At 31.7% G+C, this 21,596-nt stretch carries 13 protein-coding genes; 1 reads left to right on the top strand and 12 read right to left on the bottom strand.

Annotation, left to right across the window (positions count from 1 at the left end):
- Positions 1 to 189: 189 nt before the first annotated feature.
- The 4 genes from GBO31_RS25950 to GBO31_RS25935 all read right to left on the bottom strand — a co-directional run bounded on the left by GBO31_RS25950 (position 190) and on the right by GBO31_RS25935 (position 8,298).
- Entirely contained in the window at positions 190 to 4,446 is a 4,257-nt protein-coding gene (locus GBO31_RS25950) for a hybrid sensor histidine kinase/response regulator transcription factor (protein WP_246615995.1), read from the bottom strand.
- A 141-nt stretch (positions 4,447 to 4,587) separates the two neighbouring features.
- Positions 4,588 to 6,204, bottom strand: coding sequence for a sodium:solute symporter (locus GBO31_RS25945; protein WP_219011549.1), 1,617 nt, complete (start codon positions 6,202 to 6,204; stop codon positions 4,588 to 4,590).
- Between the two features lie 393 nt (positions 6,205 to 6,597).
- Positions 6,598 to 7,446, bottom strand: a complete 849-nt coding sequence (locus GBO31_RS25940; protein ID WP_219011548.1) for a formylglycine-generating enzyme family protein — start codon at positions 7,444 to 7,446, stop codon at positions 6,598 to 6,600.
- Between the two features lie 126 nt (positions 7,447 to 7,572).
- Complete coding sequence (locus GBO31_RS25935) at positions 7,573 to 8,298, bottom strand: glycoside hydrolase family 11 protein (RefSeq protein WP_219011547.1); 726 nt, start codon at positions 8,296 to 8,298, stop codon at positions 7,573 to 7,575.
- 526 nt (positions 8,299 to 8,824) lie between these two features.
- Between GBO31_RS25935 and GBO31_RS25930 the strand changes: the two genes are divergently transcribed.
- Positions 8,825 to 9,853, top strand: coding sequence for a LacI family DNA-binding transcriptional regulator (locus tag GBO31_RS25930; RefSeq protein ID WP_219011546.1), 1,029 nt, complete (start codon positions 8,825 to 8,827; stop codon positions 9,851 to 9,853).
- Positions 9,854 to 9,881: 28 nt separating this feature from the next.
- Here the strand turns inward: GBO31_RS25930 and GBO31_RS25925 are convergent, their stop codons facing one another.
- The 8 genes from GBO31_RS25925 to GBO31_RS25890 all read right to left on the bottom strand — a co-directional run bounded on the left by GBO31_RS25925 (position 9,882) and on the right by GBO31_RS25890 (position 21,588).
- Positions 9,882 to 10,910 (bottom strand): aldose epimerase family protein, encoded by a 1,029-nt coding sequence (locus tag GBO31_RS25925; RefSeq protein WP_219011545.1) that lies wholly within the window; start codon positions 10,908 to 10,910, stop codon positions 9,882 to 9,884.
- Between the two features lie 8 nt (positions 10,911 to 10,918).
- Positions 10,919 to 12,244, bottom strand: coding sequence for a xylose isomerase (gene xylA, locus GBO31_RS25920; RefSeq protein WP_219011544.1), 1,326 nt, complete (start codon positions 12,242 to 12,244; stop codon positions 10,919 to 10,921).
- The gene (locus GBO31_RS25915; RefSeq protein ID WP_219011543.1) at positions 12,241 to 13,734 is read right to left on the bottom strand and encodes a xylulokinase; all 1,494 of its coding nucleotides are present in this window, start codon (positions 13,732 to 13,734) and stop codon (positions 12,241 to 12,243) included. Before GBO31_RS25915 ends, xylA begins: the two co-directional genes overlap by 4 nt.
- Positions 13,735 to 14,594: 860 nt before the next feature.
- The gene (locus GBO31_RS25910; protein ID WP_219011542.1) at positions 14,595 to 15,167 is read right to left on the bottom strand and encodes a type 1 periplasmic binding fold superfamily protein; all 573 of its coding nucleotides are present in this window, start codon (positions 15,165 to 15,167) and stop codon (positions 14,595 to 14,597) included.
- An 11-nt stretch (positions 15,168 to 15,178) separates the two neighbouring features.
- A complete protein-coding gene (locus GBO31_RS25905) occupies positions 15,179 to 17,572 on the bottom strand; it encodes a TonB-dependent receptor (protein ID WP_219011541.1) in 2,394 nt (797 codons plus the stop codon).
- An 85-nt stretch (positions 17,573 to 17,657) separates the two neighbouring features.
- Complete coding sequence (locus GBO31_RS25900) at positions 17,658 to 17,945, bottom strand: hypothetical protein (RefSeq protein WP_219011540.1); 288 nt, start codon at positions 17,943 to 17,945, stop codon at positions 17,658 to 17,660.
- A gap of 57 nt (positions 17,946 to 18,002) precedes the next feature.
- A complete protein-coding gene (locus GBO31_RS25895) occupies positions 18,003 to 18,851 on the bottom strand; it encodes an alpha/beta hydrolase family protein (protein ID WP_343211351.1) in 849 nt (282 codons plus the stop codon).
- Between the two features lies 1 nt (position 18,852).
- Positions 18,853 to 21,588 (bottom strand): PD-(D/E)XK nuclease family protein, encoded by a 2,736-nt coding sequence (locus GBO31_RS25890; RefSeq protein WP_219011539.1) that lies wholly within the window; start codon positions 21,586 to 21,588, stop codon positions 18,853 to 18,855.
- Between the last annotated feature and the right edge of the window lie 8 nt (positions 21,589 to 21,596).

The following is a 21,596-nucleotide window of genomic DNA, read 5'->3' as shown; positions in this document are numbered from 1 at the left end:
ATTAAGTAGATAGCGCCACAATAGTTATAGTTGATTGCTTTAACAAAGCCGTGAATTATAAAGAATTGATATTTCAATTCTTTTTTCTGAAGTTTTGATAAAAAATAGGTTTGTATATTGAAAATAGTTTATCCTACCAACATTTATCCAGAATGAAAAACTTGATAGTTATTTGGCTAATTTTTCGAATTATAATTCCTCTTCATTTGGAGTAACCTCAGTTGGGAGAATTCCAAAATGTGCTTTAAAACATTTTGTAAAATAGGAGGGAGAAGAAAATCCTACTTTATAACAAACTTCGCTAACATTTGTAGAACCGCTTTCTAAAATCTGCTTAGATTTTTGTAGTCTAATATTTCTTAAAAACTGATTTGCTGTTTGTCCTGTTAGTGTTTTTACCTTTCTATAAAATTGACTTCTGCTGAGGTGTAATTCGGAAGACAGTGATTCGACACTTAAATTAGGGTCACTTAAATTTTCGTAGATATGGTTTAATACTTTTTGAATAAATTCTTTATCCAGTGAAGTGTTATTCTCATTGATTTCGGCATCGCTAATATCTCCAAAGTATTTCTTAAAAAGAATCTGTCTTATCGTTAACATTTGTGTTAGATAAGACTTTAACACCCTCATATCAAAAGGTTTATTAAGATATACATCTGCTCCCGACTCTATCCCTTTCAATTTATCATCTTCCATGGTTTTAGCAGTTAGCATTAATATTGGGATATGACTGGTTTTTATATCTTTTTTAATCCTTGAACAAAATTCAAAACCATCCATCTCTGGCATAATAACATCCGTGATAATAATATCTGGAGCTTCTTTTTTTGCTACTTCTAATCCTTCGTTTCCATTCTTTGCTTCAAAAACCTTGTAGTTATTACTCAACTCACCTTTTAAGTAGTTTCTTAATTCTGTATTATCCTCTACAATTAATAATCTTTTTGATTTTTGTTCTTCTTCAATTTGCTCTTCTAAATTTTGATTATGAACACTATTTATAAATTTAGTCTTTGATAATATTTCAGAATCTTCCTGATTTAAAATAATTTCATTTTCATTAAAATGCTCTTTTCCTAAAGGTAAGACTACAGAAAAAGTAGTTCCTTGATTTACCTCGCTATCCACTTTTATTTTACCCTTATGTAGTTCAACAAAACTTCTAACTACCTCAAGTCCAATACCAGTACCTCCATAATACCATTTGTTTAAATTATCTACCTGATAAAATCGTTCAAATATTTTGTCTACCTGTTCTTTTTTTAATCCTGGACCTGTGTCTGAAATACTTATCTCAAAGGCTTCACTAGAAGTGTTATCATCAGCATTCCCTAAAAGTAATTGTTTGGATTTTTTGATTCCAACTGTAATTTCTCCACCTTCTGGAGTCACCTTAAAGGCATTCGACAATAGATTAAAAACAATTTTTTCTAGCATTCCCACATCTACCCATGCCATAAGCTCATTCACTTCTTTTTGAACATCTAGCGTTATTTCTTTTTGGGAAGCTTCCATCACAAAATAACTTACTATATCTCTGATGAACGAAACAATATTTACTTTTCTAGCCTTGACATTTAATTTATTAACCTCTAATTTTCTATAATCCATTAATTCATTTATTAATCGATATAATCGATCTGTATTTTTATGGATTACCAGGTGTTTTTCTGTTACTTCTTTTGGGAGGTTTAATTTCTCATTTTTTAGAATGTCCTCAATTGGATTGATTATTAAAGTTAGAGGAGTTCGGAATTCATGAGATATATTGGTAAAAAACTGTAGCTTTTTATTATTTAATTCTTCTTCTTTAGCTCTTTTTTCTCTTTCATATTTTATCAATTGTTTTTCTTTAATTCTGTTTTGTGTTAATTTGTTCAGAATATATATACCGAGTAAAAACAATAGGATATACGTTAATATTGCAATATTGGTTTTCCACCAAGGCGGTAAAATTTTTATATGTAGTTGTAGTGGCTTTTCATCCCATTTACCATCATTATTAGCTACTTTTAAGTTAAAAGTATAATCACCTGGATCTAAGTTTGTATATGTTGCACTTCTCATATTTCCAACATAATTCCAAGAATCGTCTGCTAATCCCTCTAAATAATATGCATAGGTATTTTTCTCTGGACGTGTATAGTTAATCCCTGTATATTCGATTGTAAAAACTGATTGTTCATTACTTAGTGAAATACTATCAGTCTCAGAGATTACTTTATTCAATGGTGATCCAGAGTCGTTAGGATATACTTTTTTATTAAATAATTTAAAATCTGTAAGATGTAACTCTGTTGAACTATTATTTGTTTCTATGCGATCAGGATTAAAATAATCGATACCATCATAATTACCTAAATAAATAGTTCCTTCTTTATCCAGAAATGCAGCATTAAAATTAAAGTCATTAGATAACAATCCATCATTAATATTATAATCAATAATTTTACCATTCTTAAGGTCTAATTTATGAATCCCTGTATTCCCAGTTGTCCAAATATTATTATTCTGATCTTCAATAATTGCAGAAACGTTTTCATCTTCTAATCCATATAGTTCATCATACCAAGTAAAACTATATTTTTTTGGATCGTATCTGCATAAGCCACCACCTCTAGTCCCAAACCAAACCGAACCATCAGAACTTTCGTATATAGATAGTATATGATTAATATTGGTCAGATTTTGGTTTGCATTCTTCATATTTCCTCCTAAAAATCGAACAGAAAAGCTACCATCATTCTTCTTGTTAGCTATATATAATCCATTAGTCGCTCCAATCCAGAGGTTATTTTTGGAATCGACTAAAACTTTGCGAATATCACAGGTATGAATTCCATAAGTTTTAAATTCTTCTGAGTTGTGATGCATGAAAGTTGAAGTAGTCGGGTTATATGACATCAAACCTCCAAAAAAAGAACCTATCCAGATAATACCATCTTTATCTTCTGCAAAGCTTATAATACTGTTAGATGCAAGACCACCATTTGTATTTTCTCTGGTATAATTAATAAATCTGGTTGTCCCTTTATTAAGCAAAAACAAACCTCCACTCCAGCTTCCAGCCCAGACATTTTCTTTACTATCTATAAAAATGGTCTGAATATCGTATGATGTGAGATTAGAAAAATCATCGGTATTGATTTTATTAATATGAATAAATTTTTGTGTTTTAGGGTTGTATACATCTATTCCTCCTCCATCTGTACCAATCCAGAACAAACCCGAAGTATCCTGAACTATTCCTGTTACTGATCCTGATTCTAAAGAATTAGGATTACTAGTAAGGCTTTCGATATTTTTGAACTTATCATACAACCTATCATATACAGCAATACCTTTATTATAATATCCCAACCATATCCTTTCATTTCTATCTAAATACAACGACCATATAGAATTTGATCGAATACTGTTTTCATTGTTTTTATCAAAAAGATAATTTTTTATAATAACACCTTTATCAGTAATATGAAATAATCCATCATTTTCAGTTCCAATAAGAATAGAACCGTCTGAATCAGTAATCATCGACAAAATTTTCTTTTGTGAAAAAAGAAAATTCTGAATCATGAACTTGTTAGAATTAACTTTATGGATATTATAGACTCCGTTTGATATAGATCCTAACCAAATATCATCATTAACAAATAAGAGTTTTTGCAGAGGAGTTTCTACAGATTCTACTCCTTTTTGTCCCTTAAAAGTAGCAAGACCTAACGTGTTTGTTATAGGGTCATATTTCCTAAGACCAAAATTGGTTGCGGCATATACATCACCTTTCTTATTTACTTTTAGATCATTTATATCAAGGAGACTTTGTTTATCTAAGCCTACATTAGTAATACGTTCTACAATTTTTGTTTCTGGATCTAATTTGAGTAAACCCGTTTCGAAAGTTCCAACAAAAAGATTGCCTTCAGAATCCTCAACGATACTACTAATGGCAATGCTTGCCTGTTGCAGTTCTTTTAATTGTGGTAGTATTTTTATTGCTATAAAATGATCTAATTCGCGATCATAAAGATCTAAGCCATTTTCGGATCCGACCCAAAGTCTGTTCTTTTTATCTACATATGAACAATAAATAAAACTACCTCTTAATGATGTGGTATCTTTAACGTTATGCTTGTAAGATACATAATCGATACCATCATATCTTTTAATTCCAGCTCCAGCAGTTCCAATCCAAATAAAACCATTATGATCTTGATTAATTACTGGAACGGCTATCTTAGAAACACCGTCTTTTACACTTACAAAATTAAAATGTTCAGATTTTTCTTGTGCTGTAAGACTGTTTACGAAACAAAAAAACAAAAGTAAACCTACTAAGATCCAATTGATATGTGCAAAATAATAAGTACCATCTTCTTTGTCAAAATCCATTGACGGCCTTATTTGCACTTCTGAATATCCTAAATAATACTCTTTATTCATTTATAATCGAAAACAACTTGAATTCTATTTTGTGCTGATACAATTCAAAAAAGTTATACTTAAAAATATAATATTTTTCACTTTTTTAAAAAAATGCTTATTAAAAGCTGTTTTCTGCGGTTAGATCAACAATGCCTACTATCATCCTGTAAAATAAGTTAATATAGAAACAACCACCACCACTAATAATACTGATAATACAATATCAATGGCTGTATAACTGTTTTTAGTTTCATCCTTTTGTTCAGAGGATAATGTTCCGAATGCCAAACCTCTAATAGTTGCATAGTCAGGAGCTGTAGTTACCAAACTTGTAGCAATACATACGATAACTGAAAAAATAAACATAAAAATTGCCATATGTGCAAAGTTGATCGTCGCAAACTCATAGGCAAAACCTGATAAGTTATCTTTTACGATTTCTGCTGTTATTCTAAGTGCAGCAACCAATAGCCCTGAAAATAATGTTACTATCGCTGCCTTAGAATTTACTCTTTTCCAAACAATTCCTAAAATAAACACAGCAGTAATAGGAGGAGCAATATAAGATTGAACACTTTGCAAATATTTATATAATACTCCACCTCCAATTTTATCCATTATAGGTATCCATATAATTCCCAAAATAACTACTAATGCGGTAGCTACTCTTCCTATATTTAATAATTTCTTTTCAGGAGTTTCGGGCTTTAATTTCTTATAAATATCTATCGTAAATATGGTAGAACAAGAGTTAAATACTGATGCTAATGAGCTCATCAGTGCCGCCATCAAACCACCAGCAACTAAACCTTTTAAACCTGTAGGCAATAGTGTTTTTACTAATACTGGAAACACCTCATCGGCTTTATCATAAGATAAAACTCCTTGTTTTGCCAAAGCAAAAGCTATTATTCCTGGTATTAAAAAAATAAAAATTGGTAATATTTTTAGATAAGCTCCGAATATGGCACCTCGTCTACCTATTTTTATATTATTGGCTGCTAATGTTCGTTGTACAATATATTGATCGGTACACCAATACCAAATTCCCACTATTGTTCCTCCGAACAATAATCCTGTCCAAGGAAATTCAGGATCAGACATAGGTCTCCACATATTAAAGTGATCAGATCCTGCAGTTGTCTTTAGGTTTTCCCATCCTCCTACTTCTTGCAAACCTAAATATGTTATAATTATTGAACCGGCAATTAATACTACAGTTTGTAATGTTTCTGTATAAATTACTGCTTTCATACCTCCTACGATAGTGTAAGCTCCAGTAAAAACGACAATACCAATTGCTCCATACCAAAAAGGAATCCCTAATAATTCCGAAACTACAATACCACCTGCATAAATGGTTACCGAAACTTTGGTTATTACGTATCCAGCTAACGAAAAAACAGATAAGAACCAACGGGATTTACTATCAAATCTTTTTTCCAAAAACTCAGGCATTGTAAAAACCTTACTACGCATATAAAAAGGAAGAAATAACCATCCTAACAATAACACAATCCAGGCATGTAATTCGTAGTGAGCCATAGGCATTCCGGATTCTGCTCCAGTTCCTGCTAATCCTACTACATGTTCTGATCCAATATTAGAAGCAAAAATTGATGCTCCAATTACAAACCAGCCAACATTACGTCCTGCCAAGAAATAATCGGCAGTATCTTTATTTCTTTGTAATATCACCCATACGGCAACTCCAATAAGCGCTAAAAAATATACGCCTAATACTACCCAATCCAATTGCTCTAAAACTGATTCCATAAATTGTTTTTGGTTATTTATATAATTGTGTTGATTACTAAGTTTATACTTTATTATCAAATAAAAATGATATAGTTCCTCTTTACTATATGAGAACTTTTTCAATTCATTAAACTATTTTTAATTTTAAAAAGAATAGTTTAACAATTCATCTGATTTTTACTTAAAATTTTATTAAAGTCAAAACTATCTTTTGACATAGCAAACGAGTGGAAGATTTGAAGCGAATGTTGTAAATTATGATGCATTCTAGGCGAATACGCCAGTTTAAAAAACGATTTCAGAGCAGTTATTCTAAAGTAAGTTTCAGGAATCAATAAACATTACATTTTTTATGAACGTTTTGATCTTTTTACACTAGTATCAACAAACAAAATTTCTCGTTTTTAGACATTAATTTTTGTTTCTACAGATACGAAAACCCTGATCAGGACCTATTCCATTTGCTTCAAAGTAATCTCTATCATTATTTTTAAAATAAACTTCGAGTCCAATCCATCCACCACCTCTTTGCGAGCGATAAAGTCCTCGCGGTATCCTATCATCTTCATACCAATCATCACACCATTCTCTAACATTTCCTGTCATATCATGTATGCCTAGTTCATTTGGTTTTTTAGTACCAATTTTATGTGTTTTGCATTGATTATTTTCAATTATAGAATAATTCCATTGCTGATCTAGAATCGTATCTCCACTATTTCTCCAATACCAAGCTATTTCGTCAATATCGTTACTCCCACTATATATATAGTTTTTAGTAAGTTGTCCTCCACTTGCCACATATTCCCATTCAATCTCACTAGGTAAACGATAACCATTGGCCTTGGGGTTTCTTTTGACTAACCATTTTATACTATCGAATTTAGAAGTGTTAAACGAATCTGTAGAATCTTTATATATTTTATAATAAGGTGTTAAACCATTTTGTGTGCTTTTTTTGATACAAAACTCAATACAATCATACCAGCTAACCATTTCTACCGGTAAACTATCTCCAATAAATTTAGAAGGATTTTTATTCATAACCTCCATCCATTCCTTTTGTGTAATCTCATGGATTCCCATATAAAAATCCTTTACTTCAAAGTTATTACCATATAGGTTGGATTTTTTATTTTGAAAAGATCCTCCTTTTATGAATACTAACGAATCATCAATATTTACTTTGGACTCTTTTTGAATACATGAATGGAATATTACAAGTATCCCAATAAAAAAATAATAGAAACCCTTTTGCATTTTTATTTTCAAATTTGACAGGTAGTGTCTTTGTTATCGATGTGGCGATTAGCACTAAAAACAAAAAACATAAGATCTCTATGATTAATAAAGACCCTATGTTTACAAATCTAAGTTTGATGTTGGTTACCAGACTGTAGCATTGATTTTTCCCCATCCACCCGTATAGGACTCAATACCAAATACTTGATAATCAAAATTCCTTAGATTGCCCCATTGAGGCTTATGACCACCATATTGATTCCAATGATTAAGATGAGCCTGCATGTTTACCTTTTGATTAGAACCAGTAGGAGCGTTACTATGTTCACTGATATATTGATAGAAAGTTTTAGTACCTAAGATTGATGGGGCATTCGATCTTAATTGTTTTTTAAATTTGTAACTCTTCCCGTTAGCCGTATAATTTCGGTTTTGGTTTTGACCTGTAATACTCCCTTTTTCTACTACATAATATTCTATAAGAGGTGTTTGTGTCCATCCGTAAACCCCAACAAAATTATAAGACCCTTGAAGCAATCCAATATTATAATTTATGGTTCTGCCACTTCCGGTACGCCATCCTTTTCCTCCGACGATATCCTGGTTATCCTTGTATTCTATCTCAAAATTACCACTGTATTGATTAGCATATGGAAATCTCAATCTACCCCAACCGCCTTCTTTATAAATGGTCCAAAAATAACCTTTATTATACCCGTCTGTTCTATTGTCACTAATGTAACCGTTGCTGTCTATAAATTTTTGTTCAAATTCTGCTGTTTCAGAAAAATTATCTTCATTTAAATCATCAGAACAACCCGAGAATAAAAACAAGCAAAATAAGGAGGAAATACATAAAAAAGTTTTCATAATTAAATACGTTTAAGTTAAAATAATCCACATCCAATTATTCATGTAGGGTGATTATGAATATTAATGAATTTGTGTTAAAAATTTAGTTAATACTCAAAATTATAACTCTATATCAAAACAATTATTAATCCGTATCGATTAATAGCAAATTCTACGAAAACTTTTCGTAAACATTTAACACTATGTAATTCAGTAAGTTACATTATTACAATTTGGAATTATTGATTCATCCGACTTGTAAGAATAATCCTTTTACTTGTATTTTCTATGAAAAAATAAAATACCTACAAGTATTTAACACTTTAAGGAGTGACTTCTAAAATATTTGAAGCAATCTCTGCCAATTTTGTTGCAATTAGAATTTGACTTCATTGTTGATTGAATTATTAGGATTACTTTACAAAAGGGATCGTTTACATCAATTTTTGACNATCATCCATTCGAGTAGATTTCCAAATTTTGATGTGTCGAAAAATATAAGCACTTAATCGCTATATCCTCAAAAAAAGTATTCATAATTGGTATGAGAAAAAAGAGAATTACATTAAAAGATATTGCAAAAGAATTCAATGTATCAATAGCAACAGTTTCTAAAGCACTTAATGATAGTTATGAAATAAGTACGAGAACAAAATCTATGATTCAGGAATATGCAAAAGAACTACAGTATAAATCCAGCAATAGTTTATATGGTAATGATAAACCTAAAAACACAAAAACAATAGGGGTTATCATTCCAAACATGCTTAATCATTTCTTCACCAAAGTTTTTGTAGGTATCGAAAAAATTGCAACTGAAAAAGGGTACAACCTGATCACTTGTATTTCTAATGAATCTTTGGAAAAAGAAGTTACCGCCATGGAGCTTTTAAAAAATTCAAACTTAGATGGATTTATTCTATCCATAGCACAAGAAACTCAAGTTAAACTAGATTTTTCGCATTTTAAAAATGCTATCAACCAAGGGATTCCAATTGTAATGATTGATAGAGTTACCGATGAAATTGAGTGTGACAAAGTTATTGTTAACGATGAGGAAGGCGCTTTTAATGCCGTAAATTATTTTATTAAAACCGGTTGCCGAAATATCGCCATTGTTTCTAATATTCATCTACTTAGTGTTGGTAAACTTAGACTTAGTGGTTACAAAAGAGCACTTTTAGAGGCAGATATACCTATTGATGATGCTTTTATTCTCAAAGTTGATGAGTTTAATGATATTGACACGCTTTTAAAAATACTTCTTGACTCCAGAAAAGTAGATGCTATATTGTGCTTAGAAGAAGATTCTGCTATTAGCACTCTGAAAATGGTATTATATAAAGGGTATAAGGTTCCTGAAGATATTTCAATTATTGGATTTACCAATGGTGTGCTGCCGCGCCATGTTACCCCTTCAATTACCACTGTAAGTCAACATAGCACATATCTTGGTGAAGCTGCCGCAAAAATATTAATTGATAAAATAGAAAACGAGCATATCGAAACCTCACATACAACCAAAGTAATTAAAACCAATCTTATAGAACGACAATCTACCAGAACGATTTAAGGTCAAGTATTTTGAGTCTAAAAGATATCTATAAAGCTAAAAACTTAAAAACGGTTTTGTTTTCATAATGCTCTCCAGTCTTTAAAAAGGAAGAAGGGAAATGATTTTGGTTTGGTGCATCAGGATAATTTTGACATTCAAAACAAATAGCTGGAAAACGATCATATACTACTTGATTTTTGAAGTTCCAATCTGGGAAATTTTCTGGAGTATAAATAACAACTGCCGGTTGATTTGTTTGTACTTCCATTTTTAATCCGCTTTCTGGTGAGCTTATGGTAATTTTCGGTTCTAAATTATCAATTCCCTTATTAGTAGAACCAAAAATGAAAGTATCATCAATAACACCATTACTTTCTAGGCCTTTAAGACTCTCTGGTTTTAAAAAGTCATATTTAGTTCCGGTTACAGGTTTTATTTGACCTGTTGGTAATTGATCAGTATCTACCTCTAAATAATCTGGGCAATCCAAAATTAACCTATGATTTAAAATACTACCAGAACCATTTAGATTAAAGTAACTATGGTTCGTTAAATTCACAAAAGTATCATGATCTGTAGTCGCTTGATAAGTAATGATCAGTTCATTGTCATCGGATAGTTGATAGATAGCTCGTATACTTAGATTTCCTGGATATCCTTCTTCCAAATGCTTACTTTCATATGAAAAAACAATAGTGTCATTATGTGCGGTTTCTAGTTTCCAAAACTTTTTGTCAAAACCTTTTAGACCACCATGCAAATGAACTCCATTTTCATGATACAATTTGTGTTCTTTAGTTCCTAACTGAATACTTCCTTTGCTAATTCTACCCGCATATCTTCCTATAGAAGCGCCTAAAAACTTTGAACTAGGATGGTATGAAACCTCCTCATATTCCTCAATATCCTCTAATCCGACGATTACATTAATTAATGTACCCTTTTTATTCGGAATCTCCAGACTTACTACAGATGCTCCATAATTTGTAACTGTTAGTTTTGCTCCATTACTATTACAAAGTGATACCGCAATACAATCCAGATCATCCGACATATATAAGGTATTCTCTATCATTAATAATATTAAATATATTGATTAATAATATTCTCAAACAATTCTTGCTTTCCACTAGTCAAGGAAACTTCACCATTATCTGAAGCTATCTGATATAAATCCTTTAATTGTAAAGCTCCATTTTCAAATTCCTTTCCTTTTCCTTGATCAAAAGAACTGTATCTATCTTTTCTTAGTTTTTCATAAGAAGAAGAGGTAATAATTTTATCGGCAGTAATTAAAGCTCTTGCGAATATATCTGCTCCACCGATATGTGCTAAGAAAACGTCTTCTATATCCGTTGAATTTCGTCTTATTTTTGCATCAAAATTAACTCCACCACCTTGTAATCCTCCTGCTTTCAGGAATACTAACATAGCTTCTGTTACTTCTAAAATGTTATTTGGAAACTGATCAGTATCCCATCCATTTTGATAATCTCCTCTATTTGCATCAATGCTTCCTAACATACCTGCGCTTGCAGCTACTTCTAATTCATGCTGAAATGTGTGCTGTGCAAGCGTTGCATGATTTACTTCTATATTGATTTTAAAATCCTTATCCAGTCCATGCTCTTTTAAAAAGCCGATGGATGTTGCTGTATCAAAATCATATTGATGTTTTGTAGGTTCCATTGGTTTTGGTTCAATAAAAAATGTTCCCTGAAAACCTTGTGATCTTGCATAATCTTTTGCAACCGTTAAAAACTGAGCGAGATGATCTAGTTCTCTTTTCATATCAGTATTAAGCAAAGACATATATCCTTCTCTACCACCCCAAAAAACATAATTTTCTCCATCTAAAGCTATTGTAGCATCAAGTGCTAGTTTTACTTGCGCTCCAGCTCTTGCCAGTACCTTAAAATCAGGGTTTGTAGCAGCTCCATTCATATATCTTGGATTCGAAAAACAATTGGCTGTACCCCAAAGTAATTTAATTCCGGAATCCTTCTTTTTTTCCTTTATATACTCTACAATTGTAGATAATCGCTTTTCTGATTCTAATAGTGTAGGAGCTTCTTGTACAAGGTCAAAATCATGAAAACAGAAGTAATCAAAGCCCATTTTACTTATAAATTCAAAAGCNGCATCTGCTTTATCTTTTGCTGCTTGAATAGGATCTGAAGATGTATCCCAACCAAAGTTTTGAGTTCCCCAACCAAATGGATCTGCACCTTGTCCACAGAAGGTGTGCCAATAGGCTATGGCAAATTTAAAGTGTTCTCTTAATGTTTTTCCGGCTACAACTTTTTCTGGATCATAGTATTTAAATGCTAAAGGATTATCTGATTCTTTTCCTTCAAATTTAATTTCGTTAATCCCTTTAAAATATTCTTGGTTTCCTAGTAGTATCATTTTTTATGAATTAAAATTCTATTAAGTTCGTTTTTCCATTTTTGATATGCCTCCTGGTAATCCTCGCTATTATTCAATGGATGAAAAGTCATAACTTTATCATTTTTAGCAATTGTACTTCCTATATCCTTACCCACTTTATGAGTTCTACCTACAGCTCTAGCAGCTCCAATAGCACCTGTAGTATTGAAGATCTCAATTTCCTGATTAATTAAGGTTGCTATCGTATTTGAAAATATTTCAGATCTAAATAAATTGTCATTTCCAGCTCTAAGCACTTCTATCTTAGCTCCATCTTTCTTCAAAATCTCCATGCCGTATACAAAAGAAAATGCTATTCCTTCTAGAGCAGCTCTGCATATATTAGCCCTACTATGTTTGTTTAGATTAATATTACAAATCTGAGTTCCAATAGTTTTGTTTTCAAACATTCTTTCAGAACCATTCCCAAAAGGTATCAATTGCAAATCATCTGATCCTACCGGAATTTTAGAAGCAAGCGTATTCATTGTTTGATAAGAATCAGTCTCTAGATCAAGATTATTTTTAAGCCATCTATATTGAATCCCTGCTCCATTAATACATAATAGTTTTCCTATGACCGGTTGCTGTACCTGATAATTTACGTGTGCAAAATTGTTATACTTTACCGGTTCGTTTCCGAGAAGTTTATCTGTTACGGCATAAATTACTCCTGATGTTCCTCCAGTTAATGCTACTTCTCCAGAATTAAAAACATTAAGAGATAATGCATTGTTTGGTTGGTCACCTGCTCTGTAAAAAACTGGCGTGCCTATTTTCAAACCACTTTCCCGCGCTCCATTAGGATCCAGTTCTCCCTGATTTGAAAACGTATCTACTATATCAGGAATAAGGCTTGGATCTATATCATAATACTCTAAAAGCCATTTTGCTGGCTCTTGAGTTTTATAGTCCCAAAGTATTCCTTCTGACAAACCTGATTTAGTAGTGCATATCGTACCTGTAAATTTATAGGCTATATAATCTCCTGGCAGCATAAATTTATAAGCTCTTTTATAAATTTCTGGTTCGTTATCTCTTACCCATTTCAATTTGGAAGCGGTAAAATTTGCAGGAGAATTTAGAAGATGCTCTTTACACTTTTCTTCTCCCAAATCTTCAAAAGCTTTATTACCAATAGCAACAGCTCTACTATCACACCAGATGATAGAATTTCTTAATGACTTACCGTCTTTATCTACTAACACTAAACCATGCATTTGATAGGAAATTCCGATACCTAATATTAATTCTGAAGGAATTGCGTTTTCCTTTAATAATCGTTTACTAGCTACACATACTTGTTCCCACCAATAATCAGGATCTTGCTCAGCCCAATTTTTTTGTACCGAGATAATGTTCATCTCCTTCTCTGGTTCATTAATAACAGCAATGCTCTCTCCCGTTTCAGAATGAACTAATGCTGCTTTCACAGATGAACTTCCAATATCGAATCCTATATAATACATATTATCGGGTGTAATTATTGGACGTAAAAATCTTAAATACCTATAGGATTACAACTATGATATTTCATTTATAAACGAAAACTACTAAACAAGTTTTCGTAAAAAGTAAAAATTAAAGGTGTTTACATGATATCGAAACAGCCAAAAAAACGCATACTATAAATCACTAATGAATGTGTCATTATAGTTATTTTAAAAATACCATTTTTATGGAGAAAAAATCACTAAAAAAAAACGACCCTCAGGTTAACTACTCCTGAGGGTCTGAATTGAAACTAAATTATAATATTTAACACAAACTCAACTTATACAATAATTATGATTGTTTCAATTTTGCTGTTACTTATTGACTAGGTTTTACGCCGCGAATATAAGATCTAATCTTTACATTTTTGACTAATTTTTGAGTGGTAATGCACATTTAACGATGCCATAATATCTCTTTAAAATTATTAAGATTAAACCACTAAAAATCAAGGTTTACTATATATTAGTGTCTTTTTGAATGATTTTGTTACCAAATTCTTAGTCGTTTTTACGTTACCACTAAAAAAAACATTAATCATTTGATAAAATTAACACAAAGTTTATGCCGAATCCTCAATTTAAGAGTCTAAAAATTATGTTAAATAAAACAACCCTTAGTATAAAATACCAAGGGCTTAAATTGAAACAAATCCGTACTAATAATAAATACACAAACTCAACTTTATTATTTATACATATGATTTATCACTGCTTCAATTTTAGTTGTTTATAAACAATTAAAAACAAGACTCCTGAGTTAACTACTCTCAGGAGCCATTGAAAAACAGTTTGTTTTGCAACAAACTCAACTTACTGTTATAATCTATTATTTATTACTGTATTGTAAGATCAAAAGATTGAGCAATATCAGTGTCTCCCCCAGCATCTGCAAGTGTACCGTCATTAGGTTTTTTAGGTTCATGACGAAGAGTAACTGTTAAACTACCTGTACTTGCATCTGTAGTAACAAGGCTAAATGTAATTCCCACAGGATTAGTCCCCATATTTGGAGGATAATCAGCCTCAGTATCTGTATATGCCGTAGTAGCATTTAAAGTACTAGCAACATCATAGAAGAATTGATGCTCATCTGCTTCTTCTTCTATTTCTTCATTAACATTTTCCGCTGGAGTTTCAGTTTCGTTTAATAATGATACTTCTCCAGTATATGTTGTATTCGCCGTTAAAGGTCCAGATACTGTGATTACAGGTGCGTTAGGTCCATCAGGTCCATCAAGATCACGAGAAGTTAGGGTTACTACATCTGTTCCTGCAGTTAAAGTAACCGTCATAGTAGTAATTACCTCTTCTTCATTTACGACTGTAGGATTGTCGTCATCATCAGAACAAGAATAAGCGAATAAACCAGCAATTGCTAACATTGATAAAAATTTACGTGTGTTCATCATTTTAAAATTTAATAGTTAAAAGTTAATCTCAATAAAAAGTTACGACCTACTTCATCTGCAAAATAGCGCTGACGATTCAGGTAGTTTCTATATTTGTTATTTGTAATATTGTTTATAGTAACACCAATATTTAGTTCATTTTGTTTAATAAATGGAACTGTGATATCTGCATTCATATGGAACAAATGATAATCACTTGGTGGAGTATTAATTTCTAATAGCACATCCTCCTGCTCTTGAGGAGAGAAAACCATTATATTATCTGGCACTTCATTTTGTCTAAATGTATATTCACTTTCAAGACTAATTACCAAGTCTTTCCAATCTTTTTTCTCGAAAATTATTCTGTTACTCAGATTAGCTGCAGGTATATTAATAAGAGGAATATCATTTTCGGTATCCTTTCCTTTCACTAAGGAAAAACTATGGTTTGTTTTCCAATTAGGCAACCACTTTTTATTTAGATTAGCATCAATACCTAACAATCTCGCATTCGTCTGTCTATATTCCCAAACAGGAAAAGCTCCTCTTATAGATAATTCCACATCAGTAGGTTCTAATAAGATGTAATCATTAATAAAATTAGCATAAGGAGCAATTTCCCAGCCAAAATTTTCATCACTTTTCTGAAGAGAAAACGAGATTTTATGAGAAGTTTCTTGCTCAATTCTTAAATCTCCAAGTTCTATACGAGATGCAGAATGATGCAACCCATCACTAAATAATTCTGAAGGATTTGGAGCCCTTTGTGCAAGTGCATAATTACCTCTTAATTCATAACTTTCTCCAAACATATAATTAAAACCAGTTGTTGCAGATACACTATGATATTCGAATTTCGGATTTGTAAGCCACTGTGTACCTTCGTCTGCAATTATAATATCATTAAACTCTTCATCGTACCCTCTTTCTTCCCATCTAGTCTTAATGTAGAACTTCTTAGCATCTATCTGATTATAATCATATCGAATTCCAGCATCAATGATTAAATTATCATTAAAATTATATTTACCCGTAACAAATAATCCTGCATCGTACTTTTCATAATCAGGGATTAGCCTTCTCGCTCTGGTACTTGGATCCGCAAAATTATCTTGGTAACGAACTAATATTCCAAAGTCCAAGTTATAATCAAATTTACCATCTAATACAAAATCTGATGTAATTGTATGCGTTGTTAACTCTAAATCTAAGCTAGGAATTTTTCTTAGTTCCGCTGTTTGTCGGATATCGAACTCAAAACGTTGATTATGCTGAAAATCATATTGAGTAGTCCATTTACCTAGCTTTTCGAAACGTTTAAAATAGCGCACTCTTCCTAGATGATGAGTAACATCCTGTTTTGGATTATCTATAGAATAAGTGAAATCTCTTATCACTAATGGTTGCCCACTATTAATAGATTCAATAAGGTCATCTGCATTTCCAATATGTGAAGCTGCAAGAACTCCTATTTCATTTTGATAATAAGAATAATAAACATCCCATCCTTGGATGAATTTATTATTCCCAAACGATAAAGATCCTCCTCTTTCAAATATCCCTGTATTGGACAACACATAATCTGGAGCTTCTACATCACCAAATCTTTTTAACGTTCCTTGTGCTTTTAAAAACCATCCCGACTTGTATCCTTTTATTATTTCGGACGTAACTGCAGTCCCTCTTCCGTTAGAAGCACCTGTCACAACAGTTTTTCCTGTCAATGTATCTTTTGCCGGAACCTTATTAGGTTCCATTACAATAACTCCGCCAATTGCATCTCCACCATAACGAAGAGCAGCGGCTCCTTTAACCACGGTAACATTACCAGCAGTGTTAATATCAACATTTGGTGCATGCTCATCTCCCCATTCCATATCCTGCATTCTTACACCATTATTCATTATCAAAACTCTACTTCCAGACAGACCTTGAATAATAGGTTTTACAATTGTTGAACCGGTATTAAGAGAAGAAACACCTGTAATCTCTTTAAGAGCATCTCCCAATGCCGCACTACTATATTTCTGAATAATATCTTTACTAATAGTCTCTTCCTGAGAAGAAGATGTTTTACTTCGTTTTTTCCCAGAAACTTCTACTTCCTGTAACTCGTCTAAATGATGTTCTAGATAAAAATCCTTTTTTGAAACCTCTTTTAGGTCAATAGTCACAACTTGCGAATTACAATTCGCATGTGAAATAGTAAAAGCATATGAAACAGCACATAAGTTAGAAATAGAATAACTTCCATCTTTATCTGTCACAATAGTTTGATCATTAAATGTAATGGTTGCATCTTTTAAAGGGACACCATCGTGAAAATCGATTACTTTTCCAGAAAGACTCATTGTGCAATCTTGAGCTTTCGAAACGAGAGTCCCTAGAATTGATACTAACACAAATGTGTATCTTTTCATGGGTAAAAACTAAAACTGAAACTTGCTAGAATAACAAGAGAATAAAATCCAATTAAATGGAAGATATCAATAGAGAGAATTAATCCTATAAGATAGGAGGTGCTTTATTGGAAAGTAAGCACATAAAATGGGAATCAAAACCACTATTTGTATAATTTATTTGAGTTAATTCAGAAGGAGTTTCAAACGGTTCTGAACTATTTATTTGAGGAGCAAGGATTAGATAATCATCATCTACTTGATCAACCGTTACTAAACAAAGAGCGCAATTCGACTCTGCATCATCATGTCCAAAAACATGTAATTCTGCAAATTGTATCATACAAAACAATACCAAAAATACAGAAGCAACTATTTGTTTATTAACCTTCATTACCGCAAATAAACGAAAAAAACTTTAATAGATTATATTTTAAAAGCTAGATTCCTGTTAAAATCTAGTGAATTCAAGGGATTTTTGGATTACTATCGACAAATCTTTGGGAAGTTCAGGTTGTAACCAAGGGTGTTTTGCTCCAAAAACATGATCCGCTTCATCAATTAAAAATAATTCGCTTTTAGGGTTCCAACAATGTAGTTCTCTTGCTTCCTTTATATCCACTGTTGGATCTTCTGTTCCGTGAATAATTAAATGAGGAATTGTAATATTCTGTATTGCTCTAGAAATTGTTAGTCTTTCTTTATGTTCTACAAAAGATGTATAAAACTGAAATTCATGAGGCATTTGTTGTTTAGTCCTTCCGTTCTCGATATAATATACTCCATCTTTTTTCCAACGATCAAACACTTCTCCTTTTGGAAACCTTGTTTCATAATCAGAAACACTAGCCCAAGTAATCAATTTCGATACTCTCATATCTTCTGATGCTTTGATAGCAGTGATTCCTCCTGCTCTAGAGTGTCCAATCAGTGTAATTTTTTGTGTGTTTACAAATTCTCTATACTCAAAATCAGTAGCAGTAACCCTATCCAAAACCGATGCAAGATCATCTAGTTCGATCAGATAATTGTTCTTTCCAAAAGCTTCCAAGTCTGGAAAATCTATAGGCTCTTCAACTGTTCCCCCATTATGAGAAAAATTAAACTTTACAAAGAAAAAGCCTGCTTTGACAAAACTCTGTGCCACTAAATCCCAAGCACCCCAATCCTTAAAACCTTTATAACCATGACAAAAGATAACAATAGGTTGTTCCTTTTGGGTTATATCATAAAAAAAATCAGTTAGAATGGGTTTATTATGTATTCCTTGTAAAATACTATTCTTTTCTGTTATCATCATATCAAATCTCTTTCTCTATAAAAGGAAGGTCTAAGTTAGAAATTTCTGAAATTAATTTTTTAAGCTGAAACAAGTATTCTTGAAACACATCAGATGTAATTTCATAATCAACTTTTCCTCTTACCGATGCTTTGGTTCCAAATTTTAAAAAGCCTTCTTTTAAATTCTTGAATGAAATAATTCCTGCCTGAAAAGGTTGAGAAACAGGATATTCATTGTATTGCATATAGGCATATGCTAAAACCTGTATTGCCTTACTGTATTTGTAATCTTCTGTAATTACATCCCAATCCATTAAAACCACATCACCTTTTTGAACCTTTCCAGTTTTGTAATCAATAATCCTCAGTTCTCCATCTAACTCATCAATACGGTCTACTTTCCCTTTGATAAACACAGGAAAATCAAGTTCTGAGATCTTCAATTGTGTTTTTAAATTACTTTCAATCGCTATAATTTTTAATCTAGATCCTGATTTAAGTACTTGTTCTTCCGTTTTTAAAAAATTATAAATGTATCTCTTGGCAACTTCAAAAATGAGTAAATTTTTACCTTGAGTAATATCTAGTTTTGAATATTCTTTTCGGAAATGATATTTAATTTCTGAATCTATTTGGCTTAGCATCTTTGAAATATCTTCTATAGAAACAAACTTGTTTTCTAAAGGCTTATATAAATTCTCTAAAGTATTGTGTATAACAGTTCCTAAAGTATTTGCTGCTATGGTTTCTTCAACTTGATCACTTTCCTGAATACCCAATATATATTTATAGTAAAAATCAATAGGGTTTCTAATATAGGTCGTTAATGCTGATGGAGACAATCCATGTAATGCTAACTCTTTTATTTTAGCAAGAATAGTTTTGTCTTTCTCTATAGTAATAGGTTCGGTCTTTAGTTTTGGTATTTCAGAAGATGCGATATACTTAGATAAATTATGATGCTGAATCTTATCGATTTCCAATTGATATAAAAACCTACTTTTCTCTCCACCACCAACTCCTTCATCTTCCGTATTATAGATCAAGTAAACTTTTTTAGCTCTTTGTATTAAACGATAAAAGTGATATGTATATATAGCATCTTTCTCCTTATATGTTGGAAGATTATATGCTCTTTTAAGATCATAGGGTATAAAAGAATTCATGCTCTTTCCTGCTGGTAAAACCCCTTCATTCACAGATGTGATGATAACGGTTTCAAAATCCAAACAACGAGATTCTAACATTCCCATTAATTGCAAACCTCTAAAAGGTTCTCCTCTAAAATCTAATGTTTCAGAATTCACCACATCTTTATACAAATGATACAATGCGGTTATTGTTTTCAGGTATTGATATGTATTACAAAGGGTAGACAATCTATTAAAAACAAGATGAAAATGATAGACATATTCCAACTCCATCGGATTTTGCTCTTTATCCAAAGCTCCTTTTAGCAACTGAACAATCCTCCTACAGTTTTCTATCGCTTCTGTAGCATTCTTCCATGGATAAAATAATAGTTTTAATATTTCTTGGTTAGAACCATCGACTTCATTTTGCAATTTTTCTAAAGAAATATACACCAAATTTTCTTTGGTAATTTTTCTAATCAATTCATTTGTTAGCGCTCCTAATAGCCAATGTGTTGCTTGATTATTTAAAACTTCTAACACTAATTTGTAATATAACCCTTTATGATGTGGTGCTTTATGAAGTGTGAACAATAATTCGAAGAAAGATGAAATTGGAACCTCTTTTAGCGGTAGCCCCATTGTTATATTTAATGAATCTATTGAATCCGGTAAGGAATTAAGCATTGGCAAAAGCAATGATTCATCAGCTAGGACCAATGCTGTTTTTTGCAAATCTTTCTGCGGAATAGAAGTCAATATTTTTCCAGCTAACTTTGCCTGACCAATATTTTTAGGAACCCCTATGACATTTATATCTTTAGCAGAAGAGAAATTATCTCCTATCCATTTAAAAGGCTCCTCTTTATAGTACTTCCATTTATTTTTATAATCTCTAAGAAACAAGGACGCTTCATGATAGTTGTTTTCAATAAAAAACGTATCCGCATCCCAATAAATCTCAGCCATATCGGCCTCTAATAAAGATTGAAATATAATTTGTTCTGCGTTATTCAATGCATTGAACCCTACTAAAATATGTTTCTGATTATGATCCTTAACGTAATCGGATATATTCTCTGAAGCCTTTCTATATAACAATCCTTGATAACCCACTTTTTTATCTAAGAGCTTACTCTTAAAATTTAGGTAATAGTCATACAAATTATTCCAAAAGCTGATATATTTCTGTACTAGTTCTGTTTTTTCCTTTTGAAGATACCAATGATTTAAATCCTGAATTCCTGATAGATATGAAAAAAAACTTTTCTGATCTATGCAATATCTGTCGATTTCATTAAAGTCTTGAATAAGTGTTTGAGCCCAGCTGGTAAAAACCTCTAAACTTTCCTTATCTAAATGGGTATGAGTAGAAAGGTACGTTTCGTAGAAATCAAAGAGTGTCTGAATTCCATCTATTTGATGTAATCCAGATAGTTCTGTAATAAACTCTTCTATACTAAGAATAGTGGGCGAGAAAAACGTTTTATCTGAATACTTTTTTAGTAATTCTTGTTTTAGAAAAAGTCCTGCTCTTTTACTAGGTAAAATAAACACCAGATCACTAAGATTGTAATCTTTCTTTTGTATATCTAATATGACTTCTTTTAAAAAACTATCCACTAATTAAA

It is taken from the genome of Aquimarina litoralis, assembly GCF_019295435.1.
GTDB classification, from domain to species: domain Bacteria; phylum Bacteroidota; class Bacteroidia; order Flavobacteriales; family Flavobacteriaceae; genus Aquimarina; species Aquimarina litoralis_A.
This window is presented reverse-complemented; position numbering and strand designations above follow the sequence as displayed.

Bases quoted from the DNA above. Each gene is read 5' to 3' on its own strand.
- GBO31_RS25950 (WP_246615995.1), bottom strand. From the start codon at position 4,446: ATGAATAAAGAGTATTATTTAGGATATTCAGAAGTGCAAATAAGGCCG.
- GBO31_RS25945 (WP_219011549.1), bottom strand. From the start codon at position 6,204: ATGGAATCAGTTTTAGAGCAATTGGATTGGGTAGTATTAGGCGTATAT.
- GBO31_RS25940 (WP_219011548.1), bottom strand. From the start codon at position 7,446: ATGCAAAAGGGTTTCTATTATTTTTTTATTGGGATACTTGTAATATTC.
- GBO31_RS25935 (WP_219011547.1), bottom strand. From the start codon at position 8,298: ATGAAAACTTTTTTATGTATTTCCTCCTTATTTTGCTTGTTTTTATTC.
- GBO31_RS25930 (WP_219011546.1), top strand. From the start codon at position 8,825: ATGAGAAAAAAGAGAATTACATTAAAAGATATTGCAAAAGAATTCAAT.
- GBO31_RS25925 (WP_219011545.1), bottom strand. From the start codon at position 10,910: ATGATAGAGAATACCTTATATATGTCGGATGATCTGGATTGTATTGCG.
- GBO31_RS25915 (WP_219011543.1), bottom strand. From the start codon at position 13,734: ATGTATTATATAGGATTCGATATTGGAAGTTCATCTGTGAAAGCAGCA.
- GBO31_RS25910 (WP_219011542.1), bottom strand. From the start codon at position 15,167: ATGAACACACGTAAATTTTTATCAATGTTAGCAATTGCTGGTTTATTC.
- GBO31_RS25905 (WP_219011541.1), bottom strand. From the start codon at position 17,572: ATGAAAAGATACACATTTGTGTTAGTATCAATTCTAGGGACTCTCGTT.
- GBO31_RS25900 (WP_219011540.1), bottom strand. From the start codon at position 17,945: ATGAAGGTTAATAAACAAATAGTTGCTTCTGTATTTTTGGTATTGTTT.
- GBO31_RS25895 (WP_343211351.1), bottom strand. From the start codon at position 18,851: ATGATGATAACAGAAAAGAATAGTATTTTACAAGGAATACATAATAAA.